This is a genomic window from Pararhizobium capsulatum DSM 1112, from assembly GCF_030814475.1.
GTDB lineage: Bacteria > Pseudomonadota > Alphaproteobacteria > Rhizobiales > Rhizobiaceae > Pararhizobium > Pararhizobium capsulatum.
In genome coordinates, this window is sequence record NZ_JAUSVF010000002.1 from 1,031,978 (window position 1) to 1,046,993 (window position 15,016).

The following is a 15,016-nucleotide window of genomic DNA, read 5'->3' on the forward strand; positions in this document are numbered from 1 at the left end:
GCGGCCATCTCTTCCACTCGACAAACGATACGATGCGCAACCTTCTCACTGGGCGAGGCGCAAGACCGCGTTCAACGAAGTAGGGGAGACGGATCCTCTCCATTTGCCTGACGCAATTGTTTAATCACCTTGTCCATGGCATCCAGTACCTCGACAGTGCCGTAGCCCCGCATGTTGGCCATCTTGATGACTTCCCGTACGGCGTCTCCGATCGCCTCCTGACATTGAAGATCGCGATCTGGATGTGCAGCCGGGAAGCGCGACGAAACGATATGCATCACTCCCTCCTGTATTTTCAATATTAGACTATGCTCATTCTCATGGGAGTCGAGCTACACAGCGCAAGAAGAGTCCAAAATCAAGAGGTAACCAACTATTGGCTACGTGGGACCCTATTTTCTATGCCCGCGCGAAGGCCCAAGATTAAACCAGATTAAAATAGCTGCGTGCCTCGCGCGGCGCTTGCGGTATCCCAGGCCGCGCACGAAATTTCTCAAAAGGCGCCAGCTGCCAGACCCTCGTCTCTCAACAGGCGCGCGTTTTCGAGTGCTGATGCATGATGACACATGACGTGGATCTTGATCTCGGTTTTGACGGAGATGACACGGTGTCTTCTCCGTCAAAGCCACTCTTTCTTGCTCCGCCCGAGCCTATCGACAAGATAAGGCGCCCCCACCGTCGCCAATGTTGGCCATCCGGCGAAGCGTCACCTGCAACCTTCTTATACAGCGACTCGAAAGTGCCGACGATCGTCAACCCGTCAGTCCAAGCATTCACATTATGTCAGGCACGATATTGCGCTCGCTGTGATCCTCTACGTAGTCATCCGGCCGCTTCTGACGCTTCCCGAGGTCGGGCTCTTCGAACTTGATCTCCTCATAGGGGATCGATTTCAGGATATGCGAGATGCAGTTGATCCGCGCCCGTTTTTTGTCATCTGACGGGACGATCCACCACGGTGCGTGCAGGCTGTCCGTTGCCCGCAGCATTTCATCATAGGCCCGCGTATAATCCCACCATTTGCCATAGGATTCCACATCCATCGGGCTGAGCTTCCACTGCCTTAACGGATCGTTGATCCGGCGACGGAAGCGGCGCTCCTGCTCATCCTCGCTGACGGTCAGAAAATACTTGAGCAAGATGATCCCGCTTTCGATGATCGTTGCTTCGAAGCGTGGCGCGATTTCCAGGAAACGGCGGACCTTTTTCTCACTCGTGAAGCCCATAACCCGATCGACACCAGCGCGGTTGTACCAACTGCGATCGAAAATCACGATCTCGCCGGCCGCCGGCAGGTGGGCGATGTAGCGTTGTATGAATATCTGGGACTTTTCTCGGTCGCTTGGCGCTGGCAGGGCGGCGACGCGGAACACGCGCGGGCTTACTCGCTCCGTGAGCCTCTTGATCACGCCGCCCTTGCCGGCAGCATCCCGCCCTTCGAAGATAATGACCACGCGCGCGCCGGATGCCTTGACCCATGCCTGCAGATGAGCGAGCTCAATCTGGAGTTCGTCCATCTTCTTCTCGTAGCTTTTGTTCTTTTTCCTGTCCTCGCGCGCTTCTAATGTGGCGCTGTCTTGGTCCCGTTTCTTGCTCATCCCTTAGCCCTCCAAGTTGGGGTCGATTGTCCCTGACACACGATAGACCATCGAATTCGTATCCCCCGGACTTCTCGACACAGCATATAGTCCATTGCGATACGCGTGGTGTCCATCACGTTCTGAAAATAGTTTGCCGGCAAACTCAGATCCAACAATACCGCCACGAGCAAGTGGCGCGTGATCACCTGTTGACCACGGTATAGACCGGCTCATCGTGGATATCCTGTGCCCGACTCAAACTTGCGCAACGCTATCCGCGGAGCCAATTCGAGAACTGCTTTGGATTGGGATTGAACGGTCGCGTGCAGATTACTCATCCTGCGGGTCAGCGTTCCTTCCGCATTGCCCTCCGAACGCTATGCGTAAAATCGGCAACTGGGAAATCCTCGCCGAGCCGCTATCCGTCAGCGGCATTGATCTCGCCGCAGAGGCCCGTCATTATCGCCGACCGGGGATTGCCAGACCCGAATCTCTATCATTTTCGTGCGCAGCCCCTCCCTCGATCGCCTACATTGAGCGGTGACGACATCGCATGCGACCCGTGCTAGAGTTTCCCCGAAATGAAGGGGAAATCATGTGACGCTCACTGTCCTTTGGCGCCTTTTCCCAAGCGCTCAAACTTGAGCGTAGGGGGGACGATGAGCCGGCCGCAAACGTGTCGATTCCGAAATCGGTCAACGTATGCGCCGCAAGGTGGTCGAATGGATCCGAGCGAAAACCGGTTTCTTCAACCAGTTTCTCGCCTGCAAAGCCGATAACGCGACGATGAAGGCGGAGATTATGAAAACTTTTCTAAGAGGACGAGGCGCCGCCGCCGCTAACCAGAGATGTTCGGCATGACGGGGTTCGAGCACACCGCGTTAACTCGGCTGGGCCAGTTCTTCGGCCCGGCTGCTGCAGCGCATCCTGGCCTCTCCGGCTTCAGCCTCTTGAGCGAGGCGCGCGAGGCCTTCATCACCCGTTTGGCGCTGGCCGACCTGGCCGAGCGAAGTCTCGACATGCAGTACTATGTCTGGGACGGCGATACGACCGGCCGGATCATCGTCGATCGGGTGATGCGGGCAGCCGATCGCGGAGTCAAAGTGCGGCTCCTTGTCGACGATCCCTATTACAAAGCCAGCGATCAGGTCAAAGCTGCCCTCGACGCCCACCCCAACGTCGAGATTCGCCTGTTCAACCCGACGAGGAACCGGAGGTGGTCCAGGCTCGACTTCCTTGTCGACTTCCGCCGGGTCAACCGCCGCATGCACAATAAGCTGGTGGTGGCGGACAATTCGGCCGCGATCGTTGGCGGCCGCAATATCGGCGATGACTACTATGGCGTGAACACTGTCGCCAATTTTCGTGATCTGGATGTGCTGGCGGTTGGGCCTGTTGTCGATGATCTGTCAGCGGTATTCGACCGTTACTGGAACAGCGCCTCGACCGTGCCGATCGCCACCATCGTCGCACGCGCCTCCGGCACCGCCGATCTCGATGCCATCCTGACCCGCCTGCGCCAGGAGATCGCCGCCGCAGACTACCCCTACCCGATCGACCAGGATCTCGATGAGCTGGCGGCCCAAAGCGCCGAGCTGTGCGACAGTCTCGTGTGGGCGCCTGGACGGATCATCGCCGACGACCCGGAAGCGATCGCCCGCGGCAAGGCAGCGGACGACGTGGTCAACTTCATTCGCGGACGGGTCGACGGGCTTAAGGAAGAACTGCTTGCCGAGGCGCCCTATTTCGTCTTGCCAGCCCGAGCGCGCGCGATCGTAAAGGCGCTGCACGAGCGCAATGTCCGGGTGCGCGTGCTGACCAATTCGCTCGCGTCGAACAACCAACTCGCCGCGCATTCATGCTATGCCAAGACCCGCAAGCGCCTGCTTGAGAACGGCATGGAACTCTACGAGCTGCGCGCCGACACCGACGCTTTCCGGCCGGGCTGGTCGCTCCGCTCCGAGCGATCGCGGGCGGCCTTGCACACCAAGGCCATGGTCTTCGACCACAAGGCCGTGTTTATCGGCAGTTTCAACCTCGACCCACGTTCTGCAGTGATCAACACGGAAGCCGGCCTCTATATCGAGAGTCCGGAGCTTGCCGAGAAGCTGACGGCCTACATGGCGACCGGCGTCGCGCCCGCCAACTGCTACCGTGTCTTCCTTGACCCGAAGGGCGGAATCGTCTGGGAGACAGTGCGGCACGGCGAGATCGTCAACTACCGGACCGAGCCCGAAACAGGGTTCCGCCGGCGGCTTGTCGCCAACCTCGTGAAACTCCTGCCGATCGACTCACAGGTCTGACCCCACGCACTTTGCGCCCTCCTTCAATATTGCGTCCCGGCAAAAATCTGAGGTGTATCTGGACATGACTTTGGGACTCCGGGAGCTTATAGCAGGTATTGTATTCCCCGCCTTGGAATCTCGGTGAACCACTTTGAGCAGTCGATCCCGAGCAGCACTCGAACTCGAAAGCACGCATCGCATGGATAGCAGCCCGTCGACCGCCAAGGCGGCAGTATGGATGGTGATGTCTGTGGTGTTGATACTGCTCATGGCCGTCTCGGGTCGAATTATTACCCGCGAGCTTAACGTCTTCCAGGCGATGGAAATGCGGTCCGTAATTGCCTTCTTTATGCTGTTGCCCCTGGTTTATCGCGAAGGTGGTATCAGAGCGATGCGAACCAGCATCCTGCCGAGACATATTGGCCGGAACGTTGCCCACTATGCGGGGCAGTATGCTTGGCTCTTGGGCCTCACTCTCATTCCGCTGGCCCAGGTCATTTCGATTGAATTCACTGCACCCATTTGGGCTGCATTTCTGGCTGCCATCTTCTTGGGCGAGCGACTGACATGGCGGAAAGGTGTCGTCATCCTTTTTGGCTTGGCCGGCGTCGCATTGATCGTGCGTCCTGGTGTTGCACCGCTTAATCCAGGCCATTTGATAACGTTGGGAGCAGCCGTAGCTTTCGCTATCTCCTTCATTTCCACGAAGGCCCTGACACGCTCCGACAGTGCAACAAAGATCATATTCTGGATGCTGGTCATCCAATCGATCATAGGGATCGTTCCGGCGCTGAACGTGTGGCTGTGGCCCTCCGCCTCCACATGGCCATGGATATTCCTGTTCGCATTCGCAGGTTCATTCGCCCACTTTTGCATGGCGAAGGCATTGGGCCTTGCGGATGCGACTGTCGTGATGCCCATGGACTATCTGAGGGTGCCGTTATCGGCTGCGCTCGGGTATTTGTTATATTCCGAGGCGATCAACGGCTTCACGGCTATAGGTGCAGGCCTGATCCTGGTTGGCAATCTTTTCAATCTGCGGCGACCGAATGCGAAGAACGTCGAGTCCACACCGATTTGACGATCACGAAAACTGACTTGCCTATGTCGAGGTAGCTTGCAAAGCGGAGACGAGCAGAACTCTTGCGGGGCTGGTTCGCGATGTCGTCGGCTCTCTGGGGTCCCGAGCTGCGTTGCATTAAAGTCTTGAGCCGATCGCAAAAAATAGCTTTTCGCGTGCAAGGTCGCATTTGGGCGGGACCGCGTCATGGCTCGTTTGCGCCATTTGCGGTCTTCCGGATAACCCGCGCTGTCTGACAGAACGCTGACGTCAGCGCTCAATGGCTTGTCAGTGAGCATATGCAATTCTGTTCTCGTAAAAACGTGGATGGAAGGGAATCACCATGTCAATTCGTCTGAGAATGCTCTGTGTGACATCCGCCGCCCTCCTTGCTGTGGGTGGGGCTCCCATATTGTGGCCGACCGCCGACCTGTTTTCATCGGCGGCTTTTGCGCGCGGCGGCGATGACTCTGGCAGTGACGACCACGGCGGTCGCGACGGTGGTGACCACTCCGACGGTGATGACCACGGTGGTCGCGGCGGCCATGACGATGGCAGCAACGATGACCATGGGGGTCGCAGTAGCGACGATAACTCCGATGACCATGGTCGCGGACGCGACGACCGCGCTGGTGACGACCGCGATCGGCGAGGCCATGACATAGGCCTGGAGACCGACGACAATCAGCACGAACGGCAATCGCGTCCGGAGATCGTTCTCAACGTCTCTCTTACGAGCCTGGCAGGCCTTGTCGATGGATCATTGGTAGCGGTTGACCAACTCGGCCGGCATCTGGAAATCGAAGTTGAAATCGAGCACGGTCAGCGCGTTGTGAAGGCCCAGGTCCATCGATCCGACGCTGTCCGCATTCCCGGACCCATCGCGACTGTCAGGGTTATTGCTCCCTAGATGCCGTAATGGGCCGGCGCCTCATTAGTAGCCAGTTGGGTGGCGACTGGTATGCATATTGCACTGGACTCCGCCGTCTATTGGCGGAGTCCAGTTGTCTCATCGACTTGTCCAAGAAAATCTGGTGTCATTTTACCCGTTGGTATGCGATCCATCATGTGGTTTCAGATGCGGCATTTCTGAAAAGCGAAACGCCGCCGCCAGTGCTTGTTCGTCGATAATGATGCCACGACCCGGCTCATCCGGAACAGTATAGGCCGAGCCAAGGCGTTAGATACGTTTGATCACCTGAGGATCACGCTCATCGACAGCTCGTCGCCCAGATGAACTGAGATGCGTCCGGGTTCAGCGATTGGAATGGCACCACAAAGAGACCCCGTGGTAATCACCGTCCCGGCCTTGAGCGATGTCTCCGCACGCCCGGATGCGTTGGCGTAACCTAACAGCCACGTCAGGGGATCGTCGACTGGATGGTGACTGCGTCCATCGAACAAGGGCTTGTCGTTGAGCTCAATATATAGGTCTAATTCACCAACCGTGTTCAACAGTTCCTTGCCAGTCGGAGGCCCCAGCACATAGCCCCGGTTTCCAAGTCTGTCCGCCAGGAAGAGAGGAAAGGAGAGCTTGCCTCCCTCTTCGACGGCGGACGACACCAACTCGATACCCAGGAAAATATCGGATATCGCACTCAATATCTCCGCGCGAACGTAAGGCTGCGCGCGGATGGGCAGGCGCTTTCCTAATCGCACGGCAAGCTCAACCTCAAGCTTCGGATTTGCGCCCATCGACAGCGAACTATCTGCAGCTTCGAGAAACGGATGAAGCAATGCCGCGACTGCGTAGCCGTCCGGAGAAATAGCTACCTTCCATGCTTCATGATTGGCGCCTTCAAGGTCAGCCAGCGCCATCTGAACTTCCATCGCTTCGGCTAGACCGGCCGGCGCCTGGAACTCGGCTGTCGGTTCTGCTCGATTTCCCGCCCGGAGAAGAAATAAATTTTGCGCAAGGCGTCCCGGCATGCTGTCTCCTATAATGCTACCCTGAATGTCGATTGGCGGTATATTACAATTGCCCGTTCGGAAAGCTTTGAAAATAGACGCACTCCCGAATTCGTCGTATCAGTGCTACCAAGAACCGTCGATAACCGTGCTCACCAGGCTGGTGGGAGGAACGCTTCTGGAAATAAAGGACCTCCAGGTCAGGTTCGACACCGCCGCCGGCCGCATTCTCGCCCTCAACGGCGTATCCTTTTCTCTGGAGCGCGGCGATGATGGATCTCATCCCCGATCCGCCAGGTGCTGTGGGTATGTCACAGCGCGAGCCATCGCTCTCTCTTTTGTTCCGATCTCAACCATTTTACAAACGTCCTCCGTGCTCGGGCCGGGCCAATCGACCGAGAGGGAGAAAGCGTGCTGAGCCAAGCCAAGCAGATCGAAGGTATCGCTTGCGGGCCAGACGAGCTCCGGCATCTGCGAAAAATTGCCTGCTTCCTCATCAGGCTCCTGAGCCCGCTTTCGACAATAATGGGGAATTTCCGTTCGAGATCCGGAAAATTTCGAGACAAATACTCCGACTAAAAGCGCGTGGCAGCAAAGCGCATCAACACGGGCACGGATGAGAACGACGTATCCAGCCAATCCTTTCTAGCGGGGCTAGAAGAAGAGGACCCATCCGCAAATCAAGGCTAGATATCCAAATTTTCCAATAAAAAACAAATACCTACAATATTGTTTTCGTTTCGGCCGCAAAGGTAGGATCACGTCTCTCTCCAACATCGCATTGGGTTTCTATTTTGTCGTCACGACTTCGGCGTCCGGCCCGGCGTTGCGGTTGCTGGCGTACTGGACGACGCAAGCCTTTGCATTTTCACAGGAGAGTAGAATGAACAGACGACCCGGAACGGCCAAGTTTATTGGCGCGGTTTTCAGCCTTGCCCTGGCCCTGTCGGCAAGTGCCGCCTATGCCGAGACGCCAGCCAATGCGCTGATCGTCGCGCAGTCCATCGACGATGCCGTCAGCTTTGACCCGGCCGAAGGTTTCGAACTGACGACGGTGCAGTCGTTCAACAATCTCTACCAGCGCCTGATCGAATCCAACCGTGACGACGGCACGAAAATCCAGCCGGCACTTGCCGCGTCCTGGGAAGCCGGCGCCGATGGAAAGAGCCTGACATTCGCCCTGACGAGCGGAGCAAAATTCTCTTCAGGAAACCCGGTCCGACCGGAAGATGTGATCTTCTCGCTCACCCGCGCCGTCAAGCTCAACAAATCACCGGCCTTCATTCTGAACGAGCTCGGCTGGACAGCTGAAAACGTCGACAAGGCAATCGAGAAAATCGACGACACCCATGTGAAGCTCACCTGGTCCGCTGATGTCGGCCCTGCCTTCGCACTGTCGCTGCTGACGGCACCTATCGCTTCCGTCGTCGATGAGCAGACCGTCTCGGCTGAAGCGAAAGACAATGATTTCGGCAATGGCTGGCTGAAGACCAACTCTGCTGGCAGCGGCGCCTTCAAGATCGCCTCCTACACGCCGCATGAGGCGCTGGTGCTGGAAGCAAACGCCGAATCATCGGACAAGCCAAAGCTTGAAACTGTCATCCTGCGCAATGTGCCGGATGTTGCCGCTCGCCGCCTGCTCGTCGAACAGGGCGATGCCGATATCGCCCGTGGGCTTGGCGCCGACCAGATCAATGCACTGAAGGACAAGGCCGGCATCAACGTTCTTTCGGTTCCCTCCGCCCGCTCCGATTACATCCTCATCAACTCCAAGGCCAACGAGACGCTGGGCAACCCGGCTTTCTGGGAGGCGGCTCGCTACCTCGTCGACTACAACGGTATCGCCAAGGACCTGCTGCGCGGCCAGAGCCAGGTCCATCAGGCGTTCCTGCCCGTCGGTTTCCCCGGCGCGCTGACCGATACCCCGTTCTCGCTCGACGTCGAAAAAGCCAAGAAGGTGCTCGCCGACGCCGGGATCAAGACACCGGTAAAGGTCGAGTTCATCGTGTTCAACGACCAGCCGTTCCTGTCGATCGCGCAGTCGCTGCAGGCCTCCTTCGCCAAGGCCGGCATCGAACTGGACATCCAGCCGGGTGTGGCCAGCGACATCTATGCCAAGGGCCGCTCCGGCCAGTACCAGATGACCCTGCGCTACTGGATCCCGGATTATTTCGACCCGCATTCCAACGCCAGCGCCTTTGCCATCAACCGTGACAACTCCACCAACACGGCCGCGAAATATGCAGGCTGGGTGATCCCGGAAATCACCGACGAGACGCTCGCCGCCGTCAAGGAACAGGATGCTGCCAAGCGCGTGGCTCTCTACGAAGACCTGCAGAAGAAGGTGCAGAAAAGCTCGCCCTTCGTTTTCATGCTTCAGGGCAACGATCAGGTCGTGATAAGCGACAAGGTGAAAAATTATGTCCAGGGCCTGAATGCCGACCAGGTCTATTACGATCACGTGGAGAAGTAATTGCAGCACGCGGTTTCCCGCAGCCTGCCCGACCCAGACAACTCCCGCCAGCGGCCACGCTGGCGGGAGTTGTCTTTGCTCGGGTCGTTTCTGAAATGGCTGTCATCCTTTGCGGTCACCCTTCTCGGCCTCGCGCTGGTGACCTTCGCCATGACGCGGCTGTCGCCGATCGATCCGGCCCTGCAGATGGTCGGCGATCATGCCAGCCAGTCGACCTATCAGGCGGCCCGGCTGGAACTCGGTCTTGACCAGCCTCTGCCCGTGCAATTTCTCCGCTACCTGCAACAAGCGGCGTCCGGCAACTTCGGCCAGTCAATCTCGACCGGCCAACCCGTTGCCTCGGACATCGCGCGAACATTTCCGGCCACAATCGAGCTGGCGACGGCGGCCATTATCATTGGCAGCCTGATCGGGCTGTCCCTCGGCATTGCCGCGGCAATGCGCCAGGGTGGGCTCATCGACGCGATTGCACGCTTCATTTCGTTGTTTGGTTATTCCGTGCCGATCTTCTGGCTCGGCCTGCTGATGCTTCTCCTGTTTTATGCGCGGCTGCACTGGGCGCCCGGCCCGGGCCGGCTCGACGTGATGTTTCAATATACGGTCAAGCCGATCACCGGCTTTGCGCTTGTCGATACCTGGATGTCCGGCAAGGCGGGCGCCTTCCGCGACGCCCTTGCCCATCTGGCGTTGCCCGCCATCTTGCTCGCCTTCCATGCGCTCGCAGGCATCTCACGGTTGACGAGGGCCTCGATTCTTTCGGAGCTGGGCCAGGAATATGTGCTGACGGCGCGGGCGAAAGGCGCCGGCATGAAGACGGTCGTCTTCATCCACATCCTGCCGAACATCGCAGGCACGCTGCTCACCGTGATCGCGCTCGCCTATGCAAGCCTGCTCGAAGGCGCCGTCCTGACCGAAACCGTCTTCGCCTGGCCGGGGATCGGCCGCTACCTGACGACCGCGATGTTTTCCGGGGACATGCCGGCCATTCTGGGCGCAACGCTGGTTGTCGGCAGCTGCTTCGTGCTTCTCAACGCGCTCACTGATCTCGCCGCCGACAGAATTCACAGGGGCCAGATCAGATGACAGCCCTCTCCCCTCTATCCCCCGCGCGTCTACTGAAGCGGCGGTTGACCCGCTCTCCCTCCGCGACGACCGGGGCAACCATTATCCTCGTCGTCCTGATGGTGGCGCTGCTCGCTCCATGGCTCGCACCTTTCGACCCCAATCTTCAGGAAACCGCCAAGCGATTGATGCCGCCAGGCGCGGAACATTGGCTGGGCACGGACGCCTTCGGGCGCGACATCCTTTCCCGGTTGATCTACGGCGCGCGACCAACCCTGCTGCTCGTCATCTTCGTCGTGGTACTGATGGCTCCGGTCGGCATCACCATCGGCATCCTCGCCGGCTATTTTGGAGGGCTGGTCGAGCGTGGCCTGATGCGCATCACCGATATCGTCATGTCTTTCCCGCGCCTGCTGCTCGCCTTTGCCTTCGTCGCAATCATGGGGCCGGGCCTTCTGAACGGCGCCCTGGCTTTGGCGCTGACGAGCTGGCCCGCCTATGCCCGTCAGGCGCGCGTCGAGACCGCGAAGCTTGCCAAAAGCGACTACCTCGCGGCTGCCGAGATGGTCGGCATCAAGGGGCCGCGGCTGTTGTTCGGGCATATCCTGCCCTTGGTGCTTCCCTCGGCCACGATCCGGCTGGCGCTCGATCTCTCCGGCATCATCCTTGCGGCCGCCGGCCTCGGCTTTCTTGGCCTCGGCGTGCGCCCGCCCACCGCCGAATGGGGTTCGATGGTGGCCGAAGGTACGCAGGTGATCTTCGATCAATGGTGGATCGCGGCCACGCCCGGCCTCGCCATTCTCGTCACATCCTTCGGCTTCAACCTTCTGGCGGACGGCCTGCGCGACCTGACGGATCCCCGCAATGACTGAACCGCTGCTGTCTATCGACAATCTGCATATCTCGTTCCCGTCCGATGCGGGTCCGGTTTCCGTCGTCAAATCCGTCTCGCTGACCGTCGGACAGGAGATCGTCGCGATCGTCGGCGAATCTGGCTCCGGCAAATCCCTGACCGGACGGGCGGTGATGGGCCTTTTGACGCGCCGCGCCGATGTAACCGCCACCCGCATGACATTTCAGGACACGGACTTGCAGACACTGAACGAAGCCGGCTGGAGCCGGCTGCGCGGCAGCGGAATGGGCCTGATCCTGCAAGACCCCAAATTCTCGCTCAATCCGGCGCATCGCGTCGGTCGTCAGGTCGAGGAAGCGCTTCTGCTGCACACCCGTCTGCCTGCCAGGGAGCGAAAGGAGCGGGCGCTCGACATGCTGGACAAGGTCGGGCTGCCCGATCCGTTGCGTGTCTATTCGAGCTATCCCGCCGCCCTTTCCGGCGGCATGGGCCAGCGCGTGATGATCGCCGCGATGTTGATCAACCGGCCAAAGCTGATCATCGCCGACGAACCGACATCCGCCCTCGATCGCGGACTTCAGGATCAGGTGCTGACCCTGCTGCGCTCCCTGACCGAAGAATTCGGCATGGGGCTTATCCTCATCAGCCACGATCTGCAGCAGGTGTCGCGTTATGCCGACCGCGTGATCGTCATGCGTCGGGGAGAGATCGTCGAAAGGCTACCCGCTTCAGAGCTTGCCCAAGCAAAATCAGCTTACACGCGCGGCCTCTGGGCAGCCCGGCCTTCAGCCGCCACCCATGGAACCCGCCTTCCGGTGTTCGAAGAGGAAACACCGGCATGACAACAGCTGTTTCGGTCAAGGACCTTTCGATAAGCTTCCAGTCGGCCAGGACGCGGTTCGCGGCGCTGCGCGACGTCACGTTTTCGGTGGAAGAAGGCCAGACCTTCGGCCTGATCGGTCCTTCGGGTTGCGGCAAGACGACGGTGCTGCGCGCCATCGCCGGGCTGAATACCAACTGGACCGGTTCGATCGATATCCTCGGCACACCGCTGACACCGGGCAGGAAAATCACCGGCGAGGCCCGCCGCAATATCCAGATGGTGTTTCAGGACCCCTACTCGTCGCTGCATCCGCGTCACCGGATTGGGCGGATCCTCTCAGAACCGTTGAAGCTCATCGGCACGGAGGGGATCGATGCGACTGTCACCGCGGCGCTCGATCAGGTCGGGCTGCCCGCAGCAATTTCCGACCGCTACCCGCATCAGCTATCGGGCGGCCAGCGCCAGCGGATCGCCATCGCGCGTGCCCTGCTTTTGAAGCCGAAGCTGTTGCTGCTGGACGAGCCGACGTCCGCCCTCGACGTCACGGTACAGGCGGAGATTCTCAATCTCCTCAACGACCTGAAGACATCTCACCGGATGACTTTCATCCTTGTCAGCCATGATGCCGGCGTGATCGGCCATATGTGCGATAACGGGGTCCTGATGAGCCATGGACAGATCGCGCGCCACCTCGACCGAGCGGCATTGTCGCAGCTGACGGAAGAGATCGTGGCCTAAAAACGAAGCCGGGATCGCTCGTTGGAGGATGTCTGGTTCAGATTGAACCAGACATCCTCTAGATTCTTTTGTTTTCGTTTGTCTTTTCGGGAAAACCGGTTTCCACTTTTCCTGACAAACTCTAGCCGGCAACCGTCGTCACGAACTCGGGATTGCCGCGGATCGTGTTGCTGACGGTGCAGATTTCGCTTTCCGCCGCCTCGGCAATCGCATGCCGCATGCTCTCGTCGAAATCGCCGCGGATATCGAGATGGATATTGAAGCGCGCGACGCGGGAGGGCTCGTCGGCCGCCTTCTCACCGGTCACGCTGGCCGTCACCTCGACAAGCCGATCCAGAACGCCAAAGCGGCTGGCAGCGATACGGGCGCTCAAGACCAGGCAGGCGGCAAGCGAGCTGTAGAGCAGGTCAAGCGGATTGAAACCGGGCTGCGTTGCGCCGGTGACGATATCGAGGCTGCCGTCCGTGGCCGAAGTCACATGCGGAAAGCCCGTGCGCCCGAGCACGGCGGTTGCACCGGTGGCCCGGGTTTTCTGTGTGGCGATGGCGGTCACGGGGATTATCCTGATAGATCAATGGAAAGAACGGAAGCAATACCGGCAAAGGTACGCTCACGCGATTGAAAAAGTGTGGCGCGTCTTTCGCACGGAGCTCATGGGATTTCCAGTCCCAGGTCACTCCGCGCCGACTGGCTCGAAAGATGGGGCGGGCTGGTGGAGCCAGGCGCGCAGCGTCGATGCCGCCGCATAGACCTGGCGGACGATTTCGGGCACCTGATCGATGTCGGGTAGGCTGCCGAGGCCTAAAGGCCCCATCGCGAAAAGCCCATGAAACACACCCGGCTCCACGACGGCCCGGCCGCAACTGTCGACGAAGACCCCGAGCTCCAGCTCATCCCGCCGCGCAAGGCCAGACGTGAACACGGAGCGAAACAGCGGAGCATCGACATCGATCGGCCGGATACGGCAATCGATCGTCCGCTCCGCGGGAAGCACCTGAAGACCCGCGGATGTCGAAAGCAGCACGCCGTTGGTGGCAATGCGCTCGACTTTTCCTTTCTTCATGGTGATGGCGCCGGTGGCGATGGCCTCATGCAGGCGCTTGTAATGGCTTGGCGGCAGGCGGTTCCGGTGGCTGTCGTAGATCGGCTTCACATGCCGCTTGAAACGGCGACGCTCTTCGCTGGAGAGCCCCTTCCAAAGATCGCCGGCACGCAGGCGAAATCCATTCATGATGCCCTGCCATCCGGTCCCTTCCAGCTCGGCCGTGTTGGCAGCCTCGCGCAGGAAACGGAATGCACCCCGAAGCGTGCCCGGCAGCGGCTTGTCTGACGCCACCGGACCGACACCCGCTCTGGTGTGGGACTGCGGCAGAAAGCCCGAGGCGGAAATCAGCGTGACATGGGAAGCCTCGTCGGCCGCCAGCAGCTTGAGCGCGCGGTCAACAGCCTGGACACCGCCGCCGATGACGATAGCGTCCTCCACACGTCCCGACGCCGCCAGCTCCTCCCCCCTCTCGCTGACACCGTAGCCGGTTGCCAGAAACACGGCATCGAAATGCGTTCGTTCTCCGTCACCGGAAAGAACCTGAAGCCCACCGCGCGGATCGGCATCGACGGCGATCACGGCCTCCGCCCGGATTTGAACAATGACATCCGTCCGCTGCCGCAGCGCTTCGGAAAAACGCTGATAGACATAGCCGCTGAAAATCTCGCCGGATACAAAGGCATGATCGACACCCTCGCCGCTATTTTCCTGGCGGCTGCGCCATTCCTCGTCCGTTTCCAGCCAATGCTTGAAATCCATTCGCACAGTCGGGTCGATCGAAAGATCCCTGACACGGCTGTTGAGCACCGTCTTGCCAGACCGGCTGACACTTTCCCCGCCGTTGATCCTGGGGCTGGGGTCGTACATGACGAGATGGAAGGGCAGGTCGAAGTCCTTGAGCAAGGCAATGGCATTCATGATGCCAGTAAACCCACGGCCGACAATTGCGACCCTTGCAAGACTATCGGCGCGCGAACCGTGAGAAGGTCTGGAAAACGGGGCGGTCTGCAGTGTCATGGGGGGCTCCTTCCTGCATCATTCAGGTGGGCGCCGGTCGGTCACCCACTTGGATCGGCCTCAACGTCATACTCCATAAAAATAATAGAAAATAGAATCCGGAATGCAAGCGCTCGTTTCCGCGGCATCCATAATAATCAGATATCTGCCCGGTCAGCCGCGACAAGTACGT

At 59.4% G+C, this 15,016-nt stretch carries 13 protein-coding genes; 7 read left to right on the top strand and 6 right to left on the bottom strand.

Annotated features, from left to right (window positions below):
* Positions 1–71: 71 nt before the first annotated feature.
* Positions 72–278, bottom strand: a complete 207-nt coding sequence (locus QO002_RS25060; protein ID WP_307234972.1) for a hypothetical protein — start codon at positions 276–278, stop codon at positions 72–74.
* A 495-nt stretch (positions 279–773) separates the two neighbouring features.
* Positions 774–1,598 carry a polyphosphate kinase 2 gene (gene ppk2, locus QO002_RS25065; RefSeq protein ID WP_307234974.1) on the bottom strand — a complete coding sequence of 275 codons (825 nt, stop codon included), beginning with the start codon at positions 1,596–1,598 and terminating at the stop codon, positions 774–776.
* Positions 1,599–2,437: 839 nt separating this feature from the next.
* On the opposite strand from ppk2, the gene QO002_RS25070 reads away from it, so the two are divergent.
* Entirely contained in the window at positions 2,438–3,883 is a 1,446-nt protein-coding gene (locus QO002_RS25070; RefSeq protein ID WP_307234976.1) for a phospholipase D family protein, read from the top strand.
* A gap of 181 nt (positions 3,884–4,064) precedes the next feature.
* Positions 4,065–4,946 carry a DMT family transporter gene (locus QO002_RS25075; RefSeq protein ID WP_307234979.1) on the top strand — a complete coding sequence of 294 codons (882 nt, stop codon included), beginning with the start codon at positions 4,065–4,067 and terminating at the stop codon, positions 4,944–4,946.
* Between the two features lie 415 nt (positions 4,947–5,361).
* Here the strand turns inward: QO002_RS25075 and QO002_RS25080 are convergent, their stop codons facing one another.
* Together QO002_RS25080 and QO002_RS25085 are read right to left on the bottom strand one after the other, a co-directional pair.
* Positions 5,362–5,625 (bottom strand): hypothetical protein, encoded by a 264-nt coding sequence (locus QO002_RS25080; RefSeq protein ID WP_307234981.1) that lies wholly within the window; start codon positions 5,623–5,625, stop codon positions 5,362–5,364.
* Positions 5,626–6,119: 494 nt separating this feature from the next.
* Positions 6,120–6,854 (bottom strand): fumarylacetoacetate hydrolase family protein, encoded by a 735-nt coding sequence (locus QO002_RS25085; RefSeq protein ID WP_307234983.1) that lies wholly within the window; start codon positions 6,852–6,854, stop codon positions 6,120–6,122.
* Positions 6,855–7,716: 862 nt separating this feature from the next.
* Between QO002_RS25085 and QO002_RS25090 the strand changes: the two genes are divergently transcribed.
* Genes QO002_RS25090 through QO002_RS25110 form a run of 5 tightly spaced genes read left to right on the top strand, consistent with a single transcriptional unit; the run spans position 7,717 to position 12,782 of the window.
* Positions 7,717–9,306 carry an ABC transporter substrate-binding protein gene (locus tag QO002_RS25090; protein WP_307234985.1) on the top strand — a complete coding sequence of 530 codons (1,590 nt, stop codon included), beginning with the start codon at positions 7,717–7,719 and terminating at the stop codon, positions 9,304–9,306.
* Positions 9,307–10,389, top strand: coding sequence for an ABC transporter permease (locus QO002_RS25095; RefSeq protein WP_307234987.1), 1,083 nt, complete (start codon positions 9,307–9,309; stop codon positions 10,387–10,389).
* Complete coding sequence (locus QO002_RS25100; protein ID WP_307234989.1) at positions 10,386–11,240, top strand: ABC transporter permease; 855 nt, start codon at positions 10,386–10,388, stop codon at positions 11,238–11,240. Before QO002_RS25095 ends, QO002_RS25100 begins: the two co-directional genes overlap by 4 nt.
* Positions 11,233–12,063 carry an ABC transporter ATP-binding protein gene (locus QO002_RS25105; protein WP_307234991.1) on the top strand — a complete coding sequence of 277 codons (831 nt, stop codon included), beginning with the start codon at positions 11,233–11,235 and terminating at the stop codon, positions 12,061–12,063. The genes QO002_RS25100 and QO002_RS25105 overlap by 8 nt, the downstream gene beginning before the upstream one ends.
* The gene (locus QO002_RS25110; RefSeq protein ID WP_307234993.1) at positions 12,060–12,782 is read left to right on the top strand and encodes an ABC transporter ATP-binding protein; all 723 of its coding nucleotides are present in this window, start codon (positions 12,060–12,062) and stop codon (positions 12,780–12,782) included. Before QO002_RS25105 ends, QO002_RS25110 begins: the two co-directional genes overlap by 4 nt.
* 121 nt (positions 12,783–12,903) lie before the next feature.
* On the opposite strand, the gene QO002_RS25115 is transcribed toward QO002_RS25110, so the two are convergent.
* Together QO002_RS25115 and QO002_RS25120 are read right to left on the bottom strand one after the other, a co-directional pair.
* Complete coding sequence (locus tag QO002_RS25115) at positions 12,904–13,326, bottom strand: OsmC family protein (RefSeq protein WP_307235090.1); 423 nt, start codon at positions 13,324–13,326, stop codon at positions 12,904–12,906.
* Positions 13,327–13,455: 129 nt separating this feature from the next.
* Positions 13,456–14,844, bottom strand: a complete 1,389-nt coding sequence (locus tag QO002_RS25120; protein WP_307234995.1) for an FAD/NAD(P)-binding protein — start codon at positions 14,842–14,844, stop codon at positions 13,456–13,458.
* Between the last annotated feature and the right edge of the window lie 172 nt (positions 14,845–15,016).

What these genes read in the sequence shown, in the direction of transcription:
- QO002_RS25060 (WP_307234972.1), bottom strand. Translation starts at nt 278, where the DNA reads ATGCATATCGTTTCGTCGCGCTTCCCGGCTGCACATCCAGATCGCGAT.
- ppk2 (WP_307234974.1), bottom strand. Translation starts at nt 1,598, where the DNA reads ATGAGCAAGAAACGGGACCAAGACAGCGCCACATTAGAAGCGCGCGAG.
- QO002_RS25070 (WP_307234976.1), top strand. Translation starts at nt 2,438, where the DNA reads ATGACGGGGTTCGAGCACACCGCGTTAACTCGGCTGGGCCAGTTCTTC.
- QO002_RS25075 (WP_307234979.1), top strand. Translation starts at nt 4,065, where the DNA reads ATGGATAGCAGCCCGTCGACCGCCAAGGCGGCAGTATGGATGGTGATG.
- QO002_RS25085 (WP_307234983.1), bottom strand. Translation starts at nt 6,854, where the DNA reads ATGCCGGGACGCCTTGCGCAAAATTTATTTCTTCTCCGGGCGGGAAAT.
- QO002_RS25090 (WP_307234985.1), top strand. Translation starts at nt 7,717, where the DNA reads ATGAACAGACGACCCGGAACGGCCAAGTTTATTGGCGCGGTTTTCAGC.
- QO002_RS25100 (WP_307234989.1), top strand. Translation starts at nt 10,386, where the DNA reads ATGACAGCCCTCTCCCCTCTATCCCCCGCGCGTCTACTGAAGCGGCGG.
- QO002_RS25105 (WP_307234991.1), top strand. Translation starts at nt 11,233, where the DNA reads ATGACTGAACCGCTGCTGTCTATCGACAATCTGCATATCTCGTTCCCG.
- QO002_RS25110 (WP_307234993.1), top strand. Translation starts at nt 12,060, where the DNA reads ATGACAACAGCTGTTTCGGTCAAGGACCTTTCGATAAGCTTCCAGTCG.
- QO002_RS25120 (WP_307234995.1), bottom strand. Translation starts at nt 14,844, where the DNA reads ATGACACTGCAGACCGCCCCGTTTTCCAGACCTTCTCACGGTTCGCGC.